Raw genomic sequence first — 21,524 nt, 5'->3', positions numbered from 1 at the left:
GTGGTCGAGGTCGGGGGAGCAGGGGCAGGGGCAGGGGCGAGGTCAGGCGATCTCGTGGCGGAAGTCGGCGGGCTGCGGCCGCTCGTGGCCGAGCAGCATGATCAGCAGCGGTGCCTCGTCGGTGCCGGTCAGTCCCAGCTCCTCGATGTGGCTGATCGTGTCGAAGCCGAGCGCCACGCCCGCGCCCAGCCCGTGGGCGGCGGCGCTGGTGTAGAAGGTCTGCGCGACCGCCCCGACGGCTGCGCCCGCGAGGCGGTAGCCGCGGTCGCCCACCGCGTCGAGGACGGCGGTGGTCCGCACGGTCGGCACGATCACCGCACCCGCCTGCTCCAGGTTGTAGTTGGAGAGGAAGTAGCTGCGCTGGAGGAACGGGCCGGGCGGGCCCGGGACCACCAGGCGCAGGGTGCGGGCCACCGGATCGTAGGCGTACGCGCCGGGGGCGACCCCCTCGACGTGGTTGACGAAGACGTACAACGAGGTCAGTCCCGGCCCTTGCGGCCGTTCGGCCTCGCTGCCGATGGCCGCCGTGGCGCAGTCCGCCAGTACGGCGGCCAGCTGCTCCGGCCCCACCGGGCGGCTCGCGTCGAACCGGCCGAAGCTGCTGCGCCGGGCCCGCAGCGCCGCGCGGACGCCGGTGGGGGCGGTGGCGGGCGCGGGCAGCGGCACCGGACCCGTACCGCGCGGCGGATGGGCGGCGGCGTCGTCGAGCGCACCGGGCTCCGGGCGGTCCGCGGCACGGCCGAGGGTGGCCTCGTGGATCCGGTGCAGGGTCTCGAAGGCCAGGACGCGGCGGGAGCGTTCGCGGTCGTGGTGACGGACGGCGGCGGGGCCGCGGGAGGAGGGCGCCGGGCCCGCGTCCGCGGCCGTACGGTCGCCCGCCGCCCTGGGCGCCCACTCCAGCGGCACGACCGCGAAGACCCCCTCCTCCCGGTGGTCCACGCCCAGCAGGCGGGCGAGCCGCTCCTCGTCGAACCAGAGCACGGGCGCGATCCGCAGCCCGTGCTCCCGCGCCCACAGCCGCCAGGTCTGGAGCACCGTGCCCACGTCCATGCACACCGCGTGGAAGGAGAAGCTGTTGTACTTGAAGGAGTTCTGCCAGTACTTGACGCTGAGGACCAGGTACTGGGCGGCGCCCGAGGCGTGCGCCGGCGCGTCGGCCCCCAGCGCCTCCCGGATGTCACCCCTGACGTCACCGGTCAGCAGCCGCCGCATCCCGTGCTGGTGCGGCGCGTAGTGGTACAGGCCCGGTGTGAGCGGCCCGCCCGGTCCGGCCGCCCAGTGGACGGCGACCGGGTAGAGCCCGCCCCCGGAGGCCGTCCCCCGGGACCAGTTGGCCTGCGGGTAGTGGGGCAGCGCCGCCAGATCCGTGTTGGCCTGTATGCCGAGGCGCCGGCCGGTCAGCCCGTACGAGTCCAGCAGCATCCCGGAGAGCAGCGGCAGCGTGAACCCCCGGACCGGTCCGGTCGCGCGACCCGGCGCCGGCTCGGGCAGCGGCAGGGTCTCCGCGCCCGGATGGAACTTCGCCTTGCGCGGGCGGTCGGCCCAGTCGGGTACGAAGTCGACGGGCTCCATCGGCACCCGGCCGCGGTGCATGATGGCGGTGGCGTAGTCATGGGCGTAGCCCACGGGTCCTCCTACGGTCGGTCAGGGGAAGGGATGCGGGGCCGGGTTGAGGTCGCCGGGCTCCAGATCGCGCTCGCGCAGCCCCGCCGCGCGCAGGGCCGTCCGCAGCCGGGGCATGCCGAGCGCCCGCTGGCGCGACCAGCCGAAGTCGATCGGCAGCAGTCCGGGCACCAGCACGCTCACCGTGTGCAGCCCCAGGACCCGCTGCTCGGGCAGGGTCTGGTCGACCACCACCACGTCGAAGCCCTCGGCGGCCACCGCGTCGACGCACCGCGCCAGGTCCTCGCGCACGTCGTCGGCCCCACCGGCGCCGCCCCACCGGTCCTCGGGCGGGCGGAGCGCCGAGACCGGCCGCAGCGGCTCCCGGGACGGGGCGCGCAGCAGGAAGTCCGCGTGCCGGCCCATCTCCGGGATCCCGTAGACCAGCGGGTGGTCGTGGAGCGCGGTGACGAGGTCGAAGTCCGCGGCCATCGCGCGCAGGCGGGCCTCGTCCCGCCCGGTGCGCCCGGCCAGGTTCACGGCGTCCGTCGCGATCTCGCACAGCGCCGAGTCCAGCGCCGACTCCGGGTCCAGGCCGGCGCCCGCCCCGAAGCACATCCGGCCGGGTCCGCCGTCGAAGCGCTCGGCGACGGCGGTCACCACCGGGACGGGGAAGGTGATCCGGGTGTCGAAGAACCGTGCCCGGTACCCGTACAGGGCGAGCCGGTCCACCATCACCCGGGTCGACGTGCGGCTGCTGGTCGCCGGGTCGATCTCGGGCAGCGGCTGGCGCCCGTACCAGGCGAGCAGGAACGCGTCCCGCTCGATGACCTCCATCAGCCCGAAGTAGACCGCTTCGGCCAGACTGCCGCCGGTGGCACAGCCGTTGGAGCTCTCCTGTACGAAACGGTTCTCCAGGCCGGGCGAGTGGTAGTACGTCAGCACCTCGGGCACCAGGCGCGGAACCCGGTCGCGCAGCGACCAGCCCCAGACCCACGGGATCTCCCGGCCGGGGTCGAACGGCCGCACGCGCGGATTGTCCGCGTGGAACCGCTCGCTGTACAGGCCGACCTCGCGCGGGTCCACGGCGTCGGCGCCGAGCCGCGCGAGCGAGCCGCGCACGCCCGTCGTCCGGGCCCGGGCGCGCATCCCGGCGTACCGCTCCAGCCCCTCCAGGACCCCGACCCGGGCGCTGCGGTCGAAGGAGTCGGTGTGGCCGCCCCAGAAGGTCTCGCGCAGATAGGGGCCGGAGCGCAGCGAGAAGCAGCCGATGGTCGCCGAGGTGGAGGTGGAGGAGACGTCCTGGACGAGGGAGGGCCCCAGCGCCCCGCACAGCGGATTGGCGAAGGCCGCCACGTCGAGGGCGTACGACTCCACGGGCCGCGTACGGAAGGTTCCCGGCCGGTACTTCGGCGCGGGCGCCAGTGGCTCCAGGGCGCGCGGCTCGTCGGCGACGGGCGCCGCGCACACCGGGCATTCGGGGTCGGGTACGAGCGGATACCGCCGGACGGCGCCGGTGCCGAGGTCCAGGGACCGCACCTCGGGGAACGGCCCGCGGGGGGCCGCGACTCCCGCGACTCCCGCGGCACCCGTGACCAGCGAGGCCAGCGCCGCCAGGGCGTCGGCGGCGAAGGCGTGGGCGTGCGGCCAGTCGCCCGCCGCCCGGGTGCCCCCGCCCAGCTCCAGGGCATCGCGCAGCGCGACGGACCGTACGGCCTGCCAGCGCCGTTCCAGACACCGGGCACACCCCGGACCGCCGCCGCCGGGGACCGGCACCGGGCCGACCACCGCCTGCCGGCCGTACAGCCGGACGGGCAGGGCGGCGCCGATCTCCGCGGACAGGGGCCCGGAGTCCGGCTCGGAGTCCGGCCCGGGATCCGGCCCGGGATCCGGCTCCGGCTCGGAGGCAGGCTCGGCGAAGGCATTGCGCGCCCCGAGGACCGACAGCTCCACCGGCGGCCCGCCGAGCGCGTCCAACGCCCGGTCCAGCAGCGCCGTGAACCGCTCGGCCGCCCCGGCCCCGAGCACGTCCCGCACGGCGGGGTCGGCCCGGACCAGCGAGGGGAGGCTACGCGTCATCGCCGGGCTCCCGCACCGCCGTGAGCAGCACCCGTACGGTGTGTACACCCGCCGACGCCAGCTCGGGCGCGCCCGTCGGGACCAGGTACGCATCGCGTCCGGCGGCGCCGAGCCGCTCCAGCACCTCCGGCCAACCGACGGCCCCGGCCGCTCCGTTCGCCTCTACAGCCTCACCGCCGGAGCCCGGGCCCGAGACCGCCAGGGCCCTGGGGTCCAGATCGCGCAGCAGCGGATCGCCGGTGTCGACCGGCCGGCCGCCGCCCGCCCGGTCGGCCTCGTACTGGGCCGCGCCGAGGAGTTCGCGCAGCGCGGCCACGGCCGCCGTACGCCGGTCCAGGCCGCTGCCGACCGCCCAGCGCTCCGCGGACCGGGCGAGCAGCACGCTCACGCCGCTCCGCCCGCCCTCGCCGAGGTCGAGCAGTTCCACCGGCAGCTCCAGCCGGTCCGCCGACCGTACGAGGAACCCGACTTCGGCGTCCGGCCCGTCCGGGTCCGGCAGCGGCACCGCCGTCGCCGGGGTGCCCCGTACGGTGCGCAGCAGCGCGTCGTACGCGAGGGCCGAGAGGAGCCCGGCCGCTGCCGCGTCGGCGGGGGCGGGGCCCGCACCGGCCCCCGCGCGGGTCCGTTCGAAGAGCCGGTCGGCGTTGTGCGGACCGAAGGGGCGGACGGCGCCCGCCGGGACGAGGAGGGGTTCCTTCGTCAGGAGGGACACGGCCCGCTGGTGGACGGTGGGCCCGCCCGGCAGCCCGGAGGAGAGGGCGAGGGCGGGCGCGGCCGGGGACTGCACGCGGGAGCCGGTCACGAGCCCGCGCGCCGGGACGACGTGCTCGGCGTACACGAGCGCCGCGGCGTCCAGGGCGCGCATCCGGGCGCCCGCCACGTGGTGGATGTCGAAGGCGGTGATGGCCCGCGGACCGGTATGGCCGATGCCCAGCTCGACCACTCCCAGCTTGAGCGGGATCTGGGTGAGCGGCTCGTCCGCGAAGCGGGTGAACACGCCTGCGTACGGGCGGACGATGGCGGAGCGCCGGTTCAACTCCTCGACCAGCGCGTCCGCTTCGCGAGCGGTCTCGGGCGTCGGAAGTTCGGGGGCACCCGACGTACCAGCCGCGGCCAGGTCCACGGGCTGCCCGGCCGCCCGGCCGTCGGCCGCGTCGGCCGTCTCGCCCCCGGCGCAGAACGGGCAGCGCGGGTGCGGGAACAGCGGCTCGGCGGTGACGTCCAGCGACTCCATGTCCTGGACGACCAGCCGCCCGGAGGTCTCCGCGGGCAGCGCGCCCGTGGCCGCGCGGAAGACCTCGTACCCGAGCAGATTGCCGATCATCGCGGCCAGCGGCCGGCCCGGCACGGGACCGGAGGGCACGGCCCCGGTGCCCGGCAGGGCCAGTGCGCTCCACAGGTCGGCGGCCGCCCCGGAACCGGGGCGGGCGGAGCCCAGCCGCAGCGCCGCGCAGGCCCAGCAGCCCTCGGTCCCGGCGGCCATCAGCGGGCCGACGACGACGTCGGAGCCGTACGACCAGGCCGGAAGGAGGGTGCGGCCCTCCGGTATCCCGGCGCGCAGCAGCGGGAGCAGCCGTGCGGGGGCCGTGTGGCCCCCGGTGACCACGACGAAGTCGAACCCCGCCAACTCCGTCCACCCGAAGGGCTCCTCGCCCGGGGCCAGGGTGCGTATCTCCACCGGGCAGCCGTCGGCCCGCGCTTGTTCCGCGTCCGCCTCGACGAGGTCCGGCTCCGCGCCGGGCAGGACACCGACGACCGCACAGCCGTTGCGGACCAGGCTCAGGGCGCACCATCGGGCCACGGAGTCCTCGCCGAGAACGGCGACCCGGGTGCCGCGGAAGCGCAGGAAGCGGTCCTCGGCCTCGTCGGCGTAGTGGTCCACGTACGCGATCTGCGGCGCGAACCGCCGCGCCACGTCCGGGGATGGCACCGGGCCGGCGGGGGTCCGCGGGGCCGGGACGGAGCGGGCGAAGTCCCTTTCGTACAGCGTCTTGACGAGCTCGCCGACCATCGCGCGCTGGGCGTCGCCGAGGCCCTGGCAGAGCTGCGCGACGGAGTGCTCCCCGGTGAGGTGCGGGACGATCAGCGTGGCGAACCGGTACGCCGAGCGGGCGGTGATGCGGAACCCGCCGTCGGAGTTGTGGAACAGCACACCGTCGGGCGTCTCGGTGAAGAGCACGTCCCGGCGTATCCGGGGCCGTGAGGCGGCGACGGTCTCATAGCTGGCTTGGGACATGGGACACCCCTGGGTGCGGTGTGGGTGGAGGGAGGCGACAGAGGAAGTCGAGGGGAGTGGGGAGGGGGAGTGGGGAGGGGGAGCGGGAGGGGAGCTCAGCGCGCGATGGGGGCGGCGGCCGCGGGGAGGGGCCCGCGGGCCAGCCGGCGCGCGTAGCCGAGGAGGAAGGAATGGAGGCGGTACGGCGGCCGGCCGGGTGGTCCGTCCTCCAGCATCCCGGCCTCCACGAGCTGTTCGAGCTCGGTCTCGGACCCGGCGTCCGTGAGGGGGGCCCGCGGACCGAGGGAGCCCAAGCGGAGGAAGACCTCGCGCAGTTCGGGCGAGAGGGCGCCGACGGCCCGCCCGAACACCTCCGGTACGGAGAGCCGTGGATCCTCGGCGAGGGCGAGCCGGGCGGTCGGCTCCTCCGCGAGCCAGGCCGTGCAGTCGGCCACGGACAGTCCGGGCCGGGTCAGCAGCCGGCCGGCCGCGATGCGCAGGGCGAGCGGGAAGTGCCCGCAGACGTCGGCGAGTTCCGCGGCCGCCTGCGCCTCGGCCGCGATCCGGTCGGCGCCGACGAGCCCGGCGAGCAGTGCGTACGCCTCGTCCGGTCCGAGGACGTCCAGCCGGTGGACGGCGCCGCCGTGCGTGGCGACGACCGCGGCGAGACCCCGTCTGCTCGTGACCAGTACGGCGGCGTCCTCGGCCGCGGGGAGCAGAGGCAGCACCTGCCCGGCGCCGGCCGCGTCGTCGAGGACGAGGAGCCGGCGGCCGCCGTTGCCGTTGCCGTCGCCGGGTCCGGGCAGCAGTTCCCGGGCCTCGTCCAGGGTGAGGCGGCTGCCGTCGGGCCGGGTCAGAGCGAGGGTGAACACCCCGCCGGGGAACTCGCCGCGGACCTCGTACGCGCACTGGTGGGCCAGCGCCGACTTGCCGATGCCGGGCGCCCCGGAGACGACGACCAGCCGGGGCCCTTCGGGGGAGGTCAGCCGGGCGGCGATGGCCCCGCGGTCTCCCTCCCGCCCGGCGAACCCGGGCACGGGCGCCAGGCCCGGGCGCCCGGAGCCCTTCCTGGGCACCCCGCGCCAGCCGCTGTCCGCCGCGGGCTCGGCCGGCCGCGCCGACGGCAGGGGCAGCGCACCCGGGGCGGCGGCGGTCCGCGGCAGATCCGGCCCCGCCGGAGGCTGCGCGGCGGGCCCCACGGCCGGTGCCGCGCCGGACCCGACGGCAGGCCCTCGCACAGGCCAGACGCCAGACCCGACGGCAGGCCCGGCGGCAGGCCCGGGCGCCGGCCCGATGGCAGGCCGTGCCGCCGGACCCGCGGCAGCCGCATCCGGCCCGCCGATCTCCTCGGCCCGCAGGATGGCCAGTTCCAGACGGCGCAGCCCGGCCCCCGGGTCGACTCCGAGCTCGTCGCGCAGCCGGTCCCGTACCGTGCGGTACTCGGCGAGGGCCTCCGCCTGCCGCCCCGTGCGGTAGAGGGCCTCAATGAGCTGCTCGGTGAAGCGCTCGCGCACCGGATGGCGGCGGGCGCTCTCGTACAGGTCGACCAGCACCTGGTGGCAGTTCCCGGCGGCGAGTTCGAGATCGCAGACCCGCTCCAGCACGCGCAGCCGCTCCTGTTCGAGCGAGGGCACCGCGTCACGCCGGAGCATCCGCGAGGCCACGTTGGCGAGCGGCGGCCCGTGCCACAGGGACAGTGCCTCGCGCAGCCGGTACAGCTCCTCGCCCGGTCCGGCGGCGGCCGGCGCCTGCGAGGTCAGGGCGCGGAAGAGGACGAGATCGAGGGTCTCGGCGTCGTTGTGCATCCGGTATCCGCCGGGCACGGCCTCGATGGTGGTCGTGGATATGCCGTACTTCGTGAATAACCTCCGCAGCCTCAGGACGCACGTCTGCAACGCGGCGCGCGCGGTGGCCGGCGGTTCCTCGTCCCACACCGCACTCACCAGATAGGTGGTCGAAACGACGACCCCGGGATGCAGAAGAAGAGCGGCGAGAAGACTGGTCGGCTTGGATGGCTTGAGAACTACGGTTTCCGGGCCGTGGGCAATACTCAGCGGCCCCAAAAGCTGGAACCGCATACTGGTCCCTCGTGTCGGGTCACGTATTTCGCGAACGAGCAGGACAGGGGCGGTGGTCGGCCGCGCCTGCTCTCCGCCCCCTGGTGGGGCGGCGAATGAATGAAACACTACATAAGGGATCTTGTGAAAGTCGAGTGGTGTACGGCTTGTTTCCGACCGCACGGCGATTCTCTTTCTTTCCGTCACCCTGGAGTCCCGTGAAGTTACCACCGGTTGGCGAGGATGTTCACGTGTAAACGAATTCTCCGTACGGATCTCATCGCGCGGCAATCGAAGTCGATTTCCGGTCACGCGCCGCCGAAGTTCCCTGGCTGATTTCGTACCGCCCGGAACCGGCCACTCGTACGGGTGATCCGTGAGGTGGGAGCGCCGGCCGCGGAATGCGCGGCGGCGCCCGGTGGTTCGGACTCCACGCAGCACCCGACCACCCTGCACGCACTGGAGAGCTCATGAAGATCGGCATCATCGGCGCAGGCAACATCGGCGGCAACCTCATCCGCCGCCTCACCGCCCTCGGACACGAGGTGTCGGTGGCGAACTCCCGCGGTCCCGAGACCCTGGCCGACCTGGCGAAGGAGACCGGAGCCACGCCCGTCACGGTCGCGGAGGCGGCGCGGGGCGCCGAGGTCGTCGTGGTCACCGTCCCCCTGAAGAACGTGGCGAACCTGCCCGCCGGCCTCTTCGACGGCGCGGCGGAGGACTTCGTCCTCATCGAGACCGGCAACTACTACCCGCAGCAGCGCGACGGCCGTATCGCCGAGATCGAGGACGAGGGCCTGACCGAGAGCGGCTGGAGCCAGCGCCGCCTCGGGCACCCGGTGGTCAAGGCCTTCAACGGGACGTACGCCGAGGACCTCCTGAGCCTGCACCGTCCGGCCGGGGCCCCCGACCGGGTGGCCCTCCCGGTGGCCGGCGACGACGCGGCGGCGAAGCGCACCGTCCGGGCGCTCATCGACGAGCTCGGCTTCGACACCGTGGACGCGGGCGGCATCGACGACTCCTGGCGCCAGCAGCCGGGCACCCCCGTGTACGGGCTCCGGGCGGGGACCGACGCGGTCGTCAAGGCCCTCGCCGAGGCCTCTCCGGTCCGTCAGGCGGCCTTCAAGGGCTGACCGTCCAAGGCGGGCGCGGGAGTAAGGACCCTCCCGCGCCGGCCCGGGCGCGCGGCCCCCGACACCGGACCACGCCCCCCGACACCGGACCACGCCCCCCGACTCCGGACCGCGCCCCCCGACGCCGGCCCCTTCGACGCCGGGCCGTGCTCCCCTGGCCGGGAACCGATACCGAAGTGTCATCCCCCGACCCTCCGTACCGTTGGCCCGGGCTTGCTACGGTCCTGCCCTCACGGGAGCCGTAGGAGGGCGCACCATGCACGTCAGACCCCGTCTGCTGATCGCCTCGGCGGTACTGGCGGCACTCCCGGCCGTCCTGACGGCCTGCTCCGGCCACCCGGACCACCCGGCCGCTCCCGCCCGGTCGGTGAGCCCCTCGTCCTCCGGCTCCGAGTCCCCGGCGGCGAGCGCATCGGCCACCCCGGCCTCCTCCGCACCGGCGCCCACGCCGTCCCCGACCGCCACCCCCGCCGCCGCGTCCCCGGCCGCGCCCACGAAGACGCCGTCGGCGCCCCCGGCCCCCGCGACGCGGCTCACCCTGACCGCCGCCGCCCCCGGCGGCGCGCTGCGCCTGGTCCGCGGCGGCGCCGCCCAGGAGTTCACGGTCACCGTCCGCAACGGCAACTCCCAGGCCTACCGGCACCTGCTCGTCGCCTTCCAGATGGAGCCCCTGACCGGCGAACCCGGGGACCTCCCCGGGCCGGCCGCCCCCTTCGTCCTGGAACGCCGCGACCCGGCCACCGGGGCCTGGCGCGCCGTGGACCTGCGCATCGCCACCGACGCCAAACCGGCCCACCTCTACACGGGCGGCACCGCCCTCGCGCGCGACGCCGTCCGCACCGACCGCTACCGGCTGCGCGCCACCGCCACGGGCCCCACCGGCAGCAGCCCGCTCATGGTGTACGCGATCGACGCGGACGCCGCCGAGGGCACCTCCGCCGACTTCGAACACCCCGGACACGTCTCGCTGCCCCTCACCACCCGGCGCCTCCTGTAACTCCCGTTCCCGCCGGGGCAACCGACGGGGTCCGGACCCTTGACCCACACTTGGTCCAGACCAATCATGAGGCGTCCGCCCGTTCGCTCACGCCCCACCGGGAGCATCGATGAGACGTCCCAGGCCCCTCCATGCCTTATGCGCGGCAATGACCACGGTCCTCGCGTCCGCCGGCCTCGTCCTCGCCGCCGGCGGCGCCGCCCACGCCGCGACCCCGCTGCCCGCGCACGTCTTCGCCCCGTACTTCGAGGCGTACTCCTCCGACAGCCCCGCCGACCTCGCCCAGAAGTCCGGGGCGAAATACCTCACCATGGCGTTCGTGCAGACCGAGGCCAGGGGCTCCTGCACCCCGTACTGGAACGGCGACACGGGACGGCCCGTCTCCGCCTCCGTCTTCGGCGCCGACTTCGCCACGATCCGCTCCCGCGGCGGCGACGTGATCCCCTCCTTCGGCGGCTACGCGGCCGACAACGGCGGCACCGAGATCGCCGACAGCTGCACCAGCGTGGACGCGATCGCCGCCGCGTACGAGAAGGTGATCACCACCTACGAGGTCTCCCGGCTCGACATGGACATCGAGGACAACTCGCTGACCAACAAGGCGGGCATCGACCGGCGCAACCAGGCGATCAAGAAGGTCCAGGACTGGGCCGCGGCGAACGGCCGCCCGCTCCAGGTCTCGTACACCCTGCCCACCACCACGAGCGGCCTCGCGAGCAGCGGACTCGCGGTCCTGAAGAGCGCCAAGGCGGCGGGCGCGCAGGTGGACGTCGTGAACCTGATGACCTTCGACTACTACGACGGCGCCACCCACCACATGGCGACCGACACCCAGACCGCCGCCACCGGGCTCCACGACCAGCTCGCCGCCCTGTACCCCGCCAAGACCCCCGCCCAGCTCTGGGGCATGGTCGGCGTCACCGAGATGCCGGGCATCGACGACTACGGCCCCGCCGAGACCTTCACCACCGCCGACGCGACCGCCGTCCGCGACTGGGCGGTGGGCCGGGGCATCAACATGCTCTCCTTCTGGGCGCTCCAGCGCGACAACGGCGGCTGCCCGGGCACCGGCGGCTCCGACTCGTGCTCGGGCATCGTCCAGGACCCCTGGTACTTCAGCCACACCTTCGCGCCGTTCACCGGCGGCGGCGGTCCCGTCGCCGACGACTTCTCGCTCGCCGTCGCGCCCGGCTCCGCCTCCGTGGCGCCCGGCGGCTCCACCTCCGCCACCGTGAACACGGCCGTCGTCTCCGGCACCGCACGCACCGTCGCACTGACGGCGTCCGGCGCACCCGCCGGAGTCACGGCCTCCGTCGACCCGGCCTCGGTGACGGCGGGCGGCTCGGCCCGGCTCACGGTCGCAGCCTCCGCCTCGGCCGCCCCGGGCACGTACCCGATCACCGTCACCGGCACCGCCGGCGCCCTCGCGCACACCGCCGCCCTCACCCTCACGGTCACCGGCCCGGGCGGCGGGAGCGGCGCTCTCGTCAACGGAGGCTTCGAAAGCGGCGCCCTCGCCCCGTGGACCTGCGAGAGCGGCGGCGCGCTGGTGGGCACCCCCGCGCACGGGGGCTCGTACGCCCTGAAGACCGCACCCACCTCCGCGCAGACCGGGGAGTGCACCCAGACGCTGACCCTCACCCCGAACACGAAGTACACGCTGGCGGGCTGGGTGCAGGGCAGCTACGCCTACCTGGGCGTCCGGGGCGGCGCGAGCGCCAGTACGTGGACCAGTTCCACCGGCTGGTCGAAGCTGACGGTGCCCTTCACCACCGGCGCCTCCGGCACGGTCACCGTCTACCTGCACGGCTGGTACGGGCAGGGCGCGGTGTACGGGGACGACCTCTCGGTGGGGTAGACCGCGGGGTGGATAGGCTCGGCCACGGCCGCCCGGGTACGCACCGCCCCGCGCAGGGCGGTGCGTACCCGACGGAAGGAACAGCGCCATGGCCGGCGGCAACGAGATCCGGATCCTGCGCGCGGGCGACCGCGCGGCGGTCGCCTGGAAGAACGGCGGCGGGGTGACCCGCGAGATCGCGGCCTGGCCCGAAGGCGCCGGACTGGCCGATTTCGGGTGGCGGATCAGCCTCGCGGAGGTGGCCGCCGACGGGCCGTTCTCCGGCTTCCCCGGGGTCGACCGCACGCTGACCCTCGCCGAGGGCGCGGGCATGGACCTCACGGTGGCCGGCGCCCGCCGCCTCGTCGACGAGCGCTACGCGCCACAGGACTTCCCCGGCGACGCCCCCACCGACTGCCGGCTCCTCGACGGGCCCGTCGTGAACTTCAACGTGATGTACCGCCGGGACCGGGTGCGGGCGCAGACCGCCGTCGTACGGGGCACCCTCGTGCTCGCCACCGCGCCGGGGGAGACCCTGCTGGTGGTCGCGCTCCGGGGCCCGGCGGAACTCGAAGTCGGAACAGGACCCGAAGCCGGAACAGGGCCCGAAGCCGGAACAGGACCCGAGACCGGAACAGGACCCGACACCGCGTCCGGGCCCGTCGCCCTCGGCCCGTACGACGCGGTCCGGATCTCCGGCGGCAACGCCTGCGGCCTGCGCACCCGGGGCCACGCGGCGGTGGTCAGGCTGGCAGCCCGCCCCGGGCGATGACGTCGGCGTACCAGCGGGCACTGTCCTTCGGCGTGCGCCGCTGGGTCGCGAAGTCGACGTGGACGAGGCCGAACCGCTTGCTGTAGCCGTACGCCCACTCGAAGTTGTCCAGCAGCGACCACACGAAGTACCCGCGCACATCCACCCCGTCCTCGATCGCCCGGTGCACCGAGGCCAGATGGCCGTGCAGATAGCCGATCCGGTCCGGATCGTGCACATCGCCCTCCGGGTCGGCGTAGTCCGCGTACGCCGCGCCGTTCTCCGTGATCATCAGCGGCACGCCCGGCAGCTCGTCGCGCAGCCGGACCAGCAGCTCGTGCAGGCCGCCCGCGTCGACCGGCCAGTCCATGGCCGTCCGCGGCCCCGGCGCGGGCAGGATGCGTACGCGCTCCTCGGCGCCCACCCACGGCGAGGGCCCCTCCTGCGCGAGGGCCCCGGCGGGTTCGGGCGGGCCTGCGTCCGCGACCACCGTCGGCGCGTAGTAGTTGATGCCCAGCCAGTCGATCGGGGCGGCCGCCGCCGCAAGATCGCCGTCCCGGACGAAGGACCAGTCCGTCACCCCGGCGGTGTCGCGGACCAGGTCCTCCGGCAGGCGCCCGTGGAAGACCGGGTCGAGGAAGAGCCGGTTGCCCAGCGCGTCGATCCGGCGCACCGCGTCCAGATCGGCGGCGGAGCGCGTCAGCGGCCGCACCACGTGCAGGTTCAGCGTCAGCGAGACCTCGGCCGTGCGGGGGAGGACCGCGCGCAGCGCCGCCGTGCCCAGGCCGTGGGCGAGGTTGAGGTGGTGTGCGGCCCGCAGCGCGGCCTCCGGCTCGGTGCGGCCCGGGGCGTGCACCCCCGAGGCATAGCCGAGGAAGGCCGCGCACCAGGGCTCGTTGAAGGTCGTCCAGTCGGCCACCCGGTCGCCCAGCGCCCCGGCCACGAGCCCCGCGTACTCGGCGAACCGCTCGGCGGTCTCCCGTACGGGCCAGCCGCCCAGGTCCTCGAGCTCCTGCGGCAGGTCCCAGTGGTAGAGGGTGGCCACCGGCCGGATCCCGGCGGCCAGCAGCGCGTCGACCAGCCGCCGGTAGAAGTCCAGGCCGCGCCGGGCGGCGGGCCCCCGGCCGGTGGGCCGGACCCTGGACCAGGCCACCGAGAAGCGGTAGTCGCTCACGCCGAGCCGCTTCAGCAGGGCCACGTCCTCGGCCATGCGGTGGTAGTGGTCGGCGGCCGTGTCCCCGGTGTCGCCGTTGAGGACCCTGCCGGGGGTGTGGCTGAAGGTGTCCCAGATGGACGGCGTCCGGCCGTGCAGCGTGGCCGCGCCCTCGATCTGGTACGCGGCGGTGGCCGTGCCCCAGCGGAAACCGGCCGGGAAGGCGAGCCCCGTCTGCGCGAGGGGAGACGCGTCGAGCGTGGTCATGAAAAGGCTCCAAAGAAGGTGAGGTGAGGGCCGGGAGGCGGCTGCGTCAGCCCTTGACCGCGCCCTGCATGATGCCGCCGACGATCTGGCGGCCGAGCAGTCCGAAGACCAGCAGCACGGGCAGGGTGCCGAGCAGGGTGCCCGCCATGATCACGGACTGGTCGTGGACGTAGCCGCCGCCCAGCTGGCGCAGCGCGGGACCGTCGGCTCCTGCGAGGACAGCGCGACGATCGGCCAGAAGAAATCGTTCCAGGCGGTCATGAAGGTCAGCAGGCCCAGGACGGCCATGGCCGGGCGGGCGACCGGCACGACGATCGACCAGAAGATCCGCGCGTGCGAGGCCCCGTCCACCCGGGCCGCCTCGATCAGCTCGTCCGGCAGCGACTGCACCAGGAACTGCCGCATGAAGAACACCCCGAAGGCCGAGACGAGTCCGGGCAGGATGACGGCCTGGAGCTGGTTCACCCAGTGCAGCTTGACGATCAGCATGAAGAGCGGGATCACCCCGAGCTGCGGGGGGATCATCATCGAGGCGACGACGGCGCCGAGCAGCGCCCCGCGGCCGCGGAAGCGCAGCTTGGCGAAGGCGAACCCGGCCAGCGTGGAGCACAGCACCGTGCCGACGGTGATCGCCCCCGAGACGATGAGCGAGTTGAGCAGCGCCTTGCCGATCGACGCCTCGTCCAGGACGGCCCGGAGGTTGTCCAGGAGCCGCGGCCCCGGCAGCAAGGCCGGCAGGGGGCGCGCGAGTTCGGCGTTGGAGCGGCTCGCGGCGACGAGGGTCCAGTACAGCGGGAAGGCCGAGACCAGCACAGCGCAGATCAGGACGGCGTAGGTGAGCCTGCCGCCACGCCGGGCGGAGACGCTCGCGCTCATCGGCCGGCCTCCTTACGGGAACGGCGGCGCGCGGCCCAGGCGTTGGCCCCGACCAGCACCACGATCAGCAGGAACATCACCCAGGCGATGGCCGCGGCCCGGCCCAGGTGGAAGAAGCCCCAGCCCTGCTCGTACATGTAGAGGCCGAGGGTCTGGTACTGGTGCGAGATGCCGCCGGAGACCGATCCCTCGAACAGGAGCGGCTCGCCGAACAGCTGCGTGGCGCCGATCGTCGAGACGATCGAGGTGAACACGATCGTGGGGCGCAGTCCGGGCAGGGTCACGTGGAGGAACTGCCGCAGGCGGGAGGCCCCGTCGACCTCGGCCGCCTCGTACAGCTCGGTCGGGATCGTCTGCATGCCGGCCAGGTAGATCAGCGTGTTGTAGCCGGTCCAGCGCCAGACGACGATGGACGAGACGGCGATCTGTGAGGCCGCCGTACCGTTCTGCCAGTCGACCGGGTGGATGCCCAGCAGGTCCAACAGGCGGTTGACGAGCCCGAAATCGTGCCCGAAGAGCTGCGCGAAGATCAGTGAAGCGGCGGCGACCGAGGTCGCGTACGGCAGCAGCAGCGCGGTGCGGAAGAACGTACGGGCGCGCAGCCGGTAGTTGAGCAGGTGGGCCAGGCCCAGCGCCATCAGCAGCTGGGGCACGGTGGACAGCACGCCGATGGTGAACGTGTTGCGCAGCGCCGTCCAGAAGAACGGGTCGGTGAACAGCGCCGCGTAGTTGCCGAGCCCGCGCCACTCCAGCTCGCCGGGGGTCTGGAGTTCGGCGCGGTAGAGGGAGACGTACGCCGTGTAGAGCAGCGGGAAGATCCCGAACGCGGCGAACAGGGTGAAGAACGGGGCGAGGAAGGCGTACGGGGACAGCGGGGCCGGCCGGCCCCGCCGCCGGGGCGGCGCCGCCGGCGGCACCGGGGCGGTCGGGGGCGCCGCCGGCGCCGGCTGTGCCGACCGTGCCGACCGTGCCGGCGATGACAGCGGCTCAGCCGAGGGCATTCTTGACGGCCTTCTTCGCGTTCGACCAGGCCGTCTCGGGCGCCGTGCCCTTGCGCTCCACCTCGCTGAGCGCGTTGTTGATCTGGTCGGCGATGTCCTTGTCGTGCAGGCCGAGCACCTGGACGGGGGCCTGCTCGGCGGCGTCACCGAAGATCTTGCCGATCGGCGCGTCGGAGAAGTACGGGTCCTTGGCGTCGGCTATCTGGCCGATCGACTTGGTGGCGGAGGGGAAGTTGCCCTGCCCGCGGAAGACCTTGGTCTGCTGCTCGGGCGCGGTGAGCCACTTGATCAGCTCGTACGCCTCCTTCTTGTGGGCGGCCGCGGTCGGGACCGCCAGGTACGAGCCGCCCCAGTTGCCCGCGCCGCCGGGCAGCTTCGCGACGTCCCACTTGCCCTTGCCCGCGTCCCCGGCCTGGCCCTTGATGTAGCCGAGCATCCAGGCGGGGCAGGGCAGGGTGGCGAAGGACCCCGAGGCGAAGGCCTGGTTCCACGGCGGCGACCACTGGTCCAGCTTGGCGCTGAGCCCCTCGCCCGCGGCCTTGACCGAGGCGTCCCAGGCGGCCTTCACGGCCGGGCTGTTCTCGTAGATCAGGGCGCCCGAGGCGTCGTAGTAGCGCTCCTTCTCCTGCCCGACCATGATCGCGTTCAGGCTGCCCACGCTGTCGATCCAGGCGCTGCCCGCGGGCGCCTTCTCCTTGTACTGGCGCCCGAGTTCGAGGTAGCCGTCCCAGGTCGCCCACCGCGCCGCCAGCTCGGTGCGGTCGGTGGGCAGACCGGCGGCCCGGAACAGGTCGCTGCGGTAGCACATGGCCTCGGGGCCGACGTCGGTGCCCAGGCCCAGCACCTTGCCGTCCTTGGTCGTCGCGGCGGACCACTTGGCGGGGGCGAACTCCTCCTTGAGCGCCCCGGCCCCGTACTGGTTCAGGTCCACGAACTTGCCCGCCTGCTGCTGGGCGACCGAGGCGATGCGGCCGACCTCGATGCCCTGGACGTCGGCCAGGCCGCCGCCGCCCGCGAGGCGGGTCTGGAGGGACTTCCAGTAGTCCTGCTCGTCCTCGGTGTCGGTCTGCTTGATCTTGACGCCGGGGTGGAGCCGCTCGTACTCGGCGTAGAGCCCGGCCTCTTGGTAGCCGAACGCGCCGAACAGGTCGATGGTGAGCGTGATGTCGCCGCCCGCGGCGTCGGAGGAGCCGCCGCCCGACCCGGATCCGCAGGCGGCCAGGACCACTCCGGTGAGCGCGACGGCGCCGAGGCGGACGGCGGTTCTCTGGACGGTTCGGGGGATCGACATGGGGCGGCCTCCTTGGCCTGGACGGGCAGGGTGCGGGGGTGGGAGTGCGCCAGCTTTGAGAGCGCTCTCAGAACGCGACTGGAGCGTGCACCCGCAGCCCGGGCCCCGTCAAGAGTCGTACCCGCAACGGAGTGCTTTCGTCCACAATCACCCGCGCCACACGGCAAGTTCACGCCGTTCCCGGCCTTGCTGCCCGTCCTGCCCGTCCTGCGCGTTCTGCCGTTCCTGCCGCTCGCTCCGACCGTCCCGGCGGCCTTCAGGCGGAATCACGCCGGACCAGCGCCGTCGGGGTGATCACCGAGGCGGGCACGGCACGGTCGCCCTGGGCCTTGTCCAGGGTGCGCAGCAGCAGCTGCGCCATCAGGCGCCCCATGCCCTCGATGTCCTGGCGTACGGTCGTCAGCGGCGGATCGGCGCTCTCCGCCACCAGCTCGGCATCGTCGAAGCCGACCAGCGCCACGTCCCCGGGGACGGCCAGTCCGCGCTCCCGCAGTACCCGCAGGGCGCCCGTCGCCATCAGGTCGTTCGCCGCGAACACGGCGTCGAGGTCCGGGCAGCGCTCCAGCAGCGCGGCCATCGCCTCGGCCCCGCCCGCCGCGGTGAAGTCCCCCTCCGCGATCAGCGCGGGGTCGGCGTCGAGCAGTACGTCCCGGTAGCCGTCGAGCCGGTCCACCGCCGAGGTCTGGTCCAGCGGACCGGCGATGTGCGCGATCCGCCGCCGGCCCTGGTCCAGCAGGAGCCGTACGGCCTCGCGGGCGCCTCCTCGGTTGTCCGCGTCCACGTACGCGACACCGCCGTGCCCCCCGGACCCGGCGGTCCAGCCCGGCCGGCCGCCGTACACCGTGGGCATCCCGACGCGGCGGGCGATCGCGGGCAGCGGGTCGTCGGTGTGCAGCGAGAAGGCGAGCGCCCCGTCGACGTGGCCGCCGGCCAGGTAGCGCTCGATGCGGTCGTAGTCCCCCCGGTCCTCCACCAGCAGCAGGACCAACTGCGTGTCGTGCGCGGTCAGTTCCTTGCTGATGCCGCGTATCTGCCGGGAGAAGAAGGGGTCGGAGAAGATCCGGATCTCCGGTTCGGCGATGATCACGGCGACGGCCCCGGTGCGCCGCGTGACCAGGGCGCGGGCCGCCGGATTCGGCACGTACCCGAGCTCCCGTACGGCCTCGCGGACCTTCTCCACCAGATGCGCGCGGACGCCCTCCCCGCCGTTGACGACGCGGGACGCGGTCGCGCGGGACACCCCGGCGCGCTCCGCCACGGCCTCCAGCGTGGGGCGTTGACCGGGAAGCTGTTCTGGCACGGGCGCTCCTCCTGCGGGTCCGGGGGGCCGTTGGCGCGGCGGACAGCAGGGTAACCCGTACCGCCGGGAGGCTGAGAGCGCTCCCGGCAGTACGGGCGGCGGTTACCAGCCGATCCCGAGCGTCAGCCCGGTCGGCGGCTCCGCGTTGCCGAGGATCTGGACGGAGGACTGGTCGTTGACGTCGTCGTAGGGGAAGCCGTAGGCCCGCCCGTTCAGGCCGACGGTGTGGAAGAACGCGGCGTAGTCGTTCTTCGCCGCCCCGCGGTAGTACGCGGCCGGCGTGTACCAGGCGGTGGTGTCGAGGGCGACGCCCCGGTTGAACGCGGCGCAGAACTCCGCGCCCAGCTGCTTCTCGGTGTCGTTGCCGGAGGCCAGCGCCCCCGCGCAGGCCATGACGTCCGGCGAGGTGGGTTTGCGCAGGGTGAAGGGGCCCGCGCCGTTCTTGCTGAAGGTCAGCGTGGAACCGGAGACCCGCCCCGAGAACGTCTCGCCGTGCCGGGTCAGGGTGAGCGGGTGGGTGGTGTAGAAGGCCCAGGCCTGGTCGATGGCGGCGGTGAGGTGGTTCTGCTGGGCGCCGCCCGCGAGGAACAGCTCCGAGGAGCGCGGGGCCACGATCCGGTGGCCGTTCTGCAGCGGCCTGAAGGCGGCCCCGACGGAGGCCGCGTACTGCTGCATGACCTCGGCGCGGGTCCGGGTGATGCCCCGGGTGGTGTCGTAGCCGCTGGAGGTCTGGCGCAGCCGCGAGGTCATCGGGAAGCCGAACTGGTCGACCTGGGTGGTGTTCCCGCCGAAGGCGACCTGGCCCTGCACGTACGTGTACTCGTACCAGTCGTAGTACACGTCGGTGTTCGGGTCGCGGGGATTGCGCAGGTCGGGGCCGCCCCAGCCCTGGTCGTCGGGGGAGACCGGAAAGTAGACGGGGGAGCCGAGGGAGACGTATATCCGGCCCCCGCGGATCGACGGCGGGGAGGGCACCGTGCCGCCCACCTGGGCCAGTGTGAAGGACATGTTGGGGTAGGACACGCCGTTCTTGACCAGGTGGCCGGGCGCGGTGGCGTCGAGGTGGTTGATGTGGGCCATGGAACCGTCGGGCTTCATGTACGACCACTGGCCCGGGGTCACCTGGCCGAGGACCGTGACGAAGACCTGTGCGTCGGCGTAGGCGCCGCGGGTGTTGTTCTGGAAGGTGATCGGGAAGCTGCCCGGCCCGCCCTGTGCGAGGCCCGCGACGGCCCGGGCCGGGGTCCAGAGCAGGGCCGCCGCCACCAGGGCGATCAGCGCGGCCAGCAGGGCCGGCACGGCCGGCGGGAATGTTCTGCGTGTGTTCATCGGCGTCTCCTGGGTCCGGCCGGTCAGTGGCCGAAGCCGAACCAGTTGACGTTCACGTAGTCGGCGCCCTGGCCGCTGGTGAAGGTCAGGTACACGTCGTGCGTGCCGGTGACGCCGCTGATGTTGGCCGGTACGGTCCTCCAGCTCTGCCAGCCACCGGTGTTCGCGACCGAGAAGCTGCCGATCGGCGGGCCGGTACGGCTGTCCAGCCGGACCTCGACGAGTCCGCTGACCCCGCCGGCCGCCCCGCTCGCCACCCGCCCGAGGAACTGCCGCGCGGCGGTGGAGCCGAAGTCGACCCCCTTGTACAGGGCCCAGTCGCCGTTGGCGATCGCGCTCAGGTTGCGGCCGCCGCCGGTGTCCGTGGTGGTCTCCGTGGCCAGCCCGCCCTGGCCGTCGTACGACTCGGCCTGGATGGTGCCGTACGCGTCGCGGCTGCCGGTCGGCGGAGTGGTCGGCGGAGTCGTCGGGGGCGTGGTGGGGGGCGTGGTCGGCGGGGTCGTGCCGCCCGCCGAGCGCAGTACGGACACGTAGTCGACGACCATCGCGTAGCCGGGCTGGGTGCCCGCGTCGGGTCCGCCGCCGAAGGCGTCCGGGAAGCCGCCGCCCATGGCGACGTTCAGGATGATGAAGTAGCCGTGGTTCGTGGCGTTGGTCCAGGTGGCGGCGTCCACCTGGTTCGCGCGCACGGTGTGGAAGTTGACCCCGTCCAGGTAGAAGCGCATCTCCTCCACGGCGGTGGACCGGTCCCACTCCACCGCGTACGTGTGGAACCCGCCCTGGCAGGTGGTGCCGGTGCAGACGCGCTGGCCGCCGATGCCGGAGGTCTCGTTGCAGGGGCCGCCGGGGCTCGTACCGCAGTGCACCGTGGCCCACTCGTTGTTGATGCCCTGGACGTTCTCCATGATGTCGATCTCGCCGATGCCGGGCCAGTTCCACCAGTTGCCGCGGTAGGGCGCGCCGAGCATCCAGAAGGCGGGCCAGTAGCCCTTCGCCGCCGCACCCGTGACGTTCGGCATCTGGATCCGGGCCTCGGTGCGCAGCTTGCCGCCCGCCGGGGGCTGGAAGTCGGAGCGCCGGGTCTCGACGCGGCCGGAGGTCCAGTTGCCGGCGGCGTCCCGGCGGGGGGTGATCCGCAGGTTCCCGGCGCCGTCGAGGGAGACGTTCGCGGTGCTCGCGGTCATCGTCTCGACCTCGCCCGTACCGAAGTTGGCGGGGCCGCCGGGGTAGCTGGTGCCGGTGGTGTACTGCCAGTCGGCGGCGTTGACGCCGGAGCCCGCGGCCCCGTTGAAATCGTCCAGGAACACCTGGGACCAGCCCGCCGGGGGCGGGGGAGCGACGGCGCCCGCGGGCACCGTGACCACGGCCGCGGCCGCGGCGGCCAAGGCCATCGTGCCGAACGCGGCGATGACGGCCCGCCGGACGGACGGCCGGACGGACGGCCGCTTTCTACGGGTGGGGAGACGCATGGGTGTGCCCTCTCTCGGGGGGAGGCTGTCCGCTGTTTGAGAGCGCTCTCAAGCGGCGCCGCTGGCCACTGTGCTCCCGGCGCCCCCGGGCGTCAAGACTTGGAACCGACAACGGGCATATGGGCGGCGGGAGTTCACGCATTGAAGGGCGGGCCGCGCGCACGCGC

The 21,524-nt window shown here is 74.0% G+C and carries 14 protein-coding genes and 1 pseudogene; 4 read left to right on the top strand and 11 right to left on the bottom strand.

Features of this window, described 5'->3' with window-relative positions; genetic code table 11:
• Positions 1–42: 42 nt before the first annotated feature.
• The 4 genes from IF02_RS0104605 to IF02_RS0104590 all read right to left on the bottom strand — a co-directional run bounded on the left by IF02_RS0104605 (position 43) and on the right by IF02_RS0104590 (position 7,974).
• The gene (locus tag IF02_RS0104605; protein ID WP_030153936.1) at positions 43–1,626 is read right to left on the bottom strand and encodes a SagB family peptide dehydrogenase; all 1,584 of its coding nucleotides are present in this window, start codon (positions 1,624–1,626) and stop codon (positions 43–45) included.
• Positions 1,627–1,644: 18 nt separating this feature from the next.
• Complete coding sequence (locus tag IF02_RS0104600; protein ID WP_158708452.1) at positions 1,645–3,681, bottom strand: TOMM precursor leader peptide-binding protein; 2,037 nt, start codon at positions 3,679–3,681, stop codon at positions 1,645–1,647.
• Complete coding sequence (locus IF02_RS0104595; RefSeq protein WP_030153934.1) at positions 3,671–5,917, bottom strand: TOMM precursor leader peptide-binding protein; 2,247 nt, start codon at positions 5,915–5,917, stop codon at positions 3,671–3,673. Before IF02_RS0104595 ends, IF02_RS0104600 begins: the two co-directional genes overlap by 11 nt.
• A 95-nt stretch (positions 5,918–6,012) precedes the next feature.
• On the bottom strand, positions 6,013–7,974 hold the full coding sequence (locus IF02_RS0104590; RefSeq protein WP_037835563.1) for an AfsR/SARP family transcriptional regulator: 1,962 nt from the start codon (positions 7,972–7,974) through the stop codon (positions 6,013–6,015).
• 380 nt (positions 7,975–8,354) lie between these two features.
• Here IF02_RS0104590 and IF02_RS0104585 point away from each other — a divergent pair, with 380 nt between their 5' ends.
• The 4 genes from IF02_RS0104585 to IF02_RS0104570 all read left to right on the top strand — a co-directional run bounded on the left by IF02_RS0104585 (position 8,355) and on the right by IF02_RS0104570 (position 12,692).
• Positions 8,355–9,086 (top strand): NADPH-dependent F420 reductase, encoded by a 732-nt coding sequence (locus tag IF02_RS0104585; protein WP_078621870.1) that lies wholly within the window; start codon positions 8,355–8,357, stop codon positions 9,084–9,086.
• 256 nt (positions 9,087–9,342) lie between these two features.
• Entirely contained in the window at positions 9,343–10,083 is a 741-nt protein-coding gene (locus IF02_RS0104580) for a hypothetical protein (RefSeq protein WP_030153931.1), read from the top strand.
• 148 nt (positions 10,084–10,231) lie between these two features.
• A complete protein-coding gene (locus IF02_RS0104575) occupies positions 10,232–11,941 on the top strand; it encodes a glycosyl hydrolase family 18 protein (protein WP_030153930.1) in 1,710 nt (569 codons plus the stop codon).
• Positions 11,942–12,029: 88 nt separating this feature from the next.
• On the top strand, positions 12,030–12,692 hold the full coding sequence (locus tag IF02_RS0104570) for a HutD family protein (protein ID WP_030153929.1): 663 nt from the start codon (positions 12,030–12,032) through the stop codon (positions 12,690–12,692).
• On the opposite strand, the gene IF02_RS0104565 is transcribed toward IF02_RS0104570, so the two are convergent.
• From IF02_RS0104565 to IF02_RS0104535, 7 genes and pseudogenes are all read right to left on the bottom strand, one after another.
• Entirely contained in the window at positions 12,664–14,091 is a 1,428-nt protein-coding gene (locus IF02_RS0104565; RefSeq protein WP_030153928.1) for a GH1 family beta-glucosidase, read from the bottom strand. The genes IF02_RS0104570 and IF02_RS0104565 overlap by 29 nt on opposite strands.
• Before the next feature lie 46 nt (positions 14,092–14,137).
• Positions 14,138–14,967, bottom strand: a pseudogene (locus IF02_RS32145) (carbohydrate ABC transporter permease).
• Positions 14,964–15,968: a carbohydrate ABC transporter permease gene (locus IF02_RS0104555; protein ID WP_051695740.1), complete on the bottom strand. Its 1,005-nt coding sequence runs from the start codon at positions 15,966–15,968 to the stop codon at positions 14,964–14,966. The pseudogene IF02_RS32145 and the gene IF02_RS0104555 overlap by 4 nt, the downstream one beginning before the upstream one ends.
• Positions 15,955–17,259, bottom strand: coding sequence for an extracellular solute-binding protein (locus IF02_RS0104550; protein WP_030153926.1), 1,305 nt, complete (start codon positions 17,257–17,259; stop codon positions 15,955–15,957). The genes IF02_RS0104555 and IF02_RS0104550 overlap by 14 nt, the downstream gene beginning before the upstream one ends.
• A 256-nt stretch (positions 17,260–17,515) precedes the next feature.
• Positions 17,516–18,559, bottom strand: a complete 1,044-nt coding sequence (locus IF02_RS0104545; protein WP_030153925.1) for a LacI family DNA-binding transcriptional regulator — start codon at positions 18,557–18,559, stop codon at positions 17,516–17,518.
• 102 nt (positions 18,560–18,661) lie between these two features.
• Positions 18,662–19,888, bottom strand: coding sequence for a glycoside hydrolase family 64 protein (locus tag IF02_RS0104540; protein ID WP_078621869.1), 1,227 nt, complete (start codon positions 19,886–19,888; stop codon positions 18,662–18,664).
• Positions 19,889–19,911: 23 nt separating this feature from the next.
• Complete coding sequence (locus IF02_RS0104535; protein WP_030153923.1) at positions 19,912–21,357, bottom strand: glycoside hydrolase family 16 protein; 1,446 nt, start codon at positions 21,355–21,357, stop codon at positions 19,912–19,914.
• Positions 21,358–21,524 lie beyond the last annotated feature (167 nt).

The organism is Streptomyces sp. NRRL S-244 (assembly GCF_000717915.1).
In the GTDB taxonomy this organism is placed as follows: Bacteria; Actinomycetota; Actinomycetes; order Streptomycetales; family Streptomycetaceae; genus Streptomyces.
The sequence above is the reverse complement of the archived record's forward strand: the minus strand, read 5'-3'. Positions and strand labels throughout refer to the sequence as shown.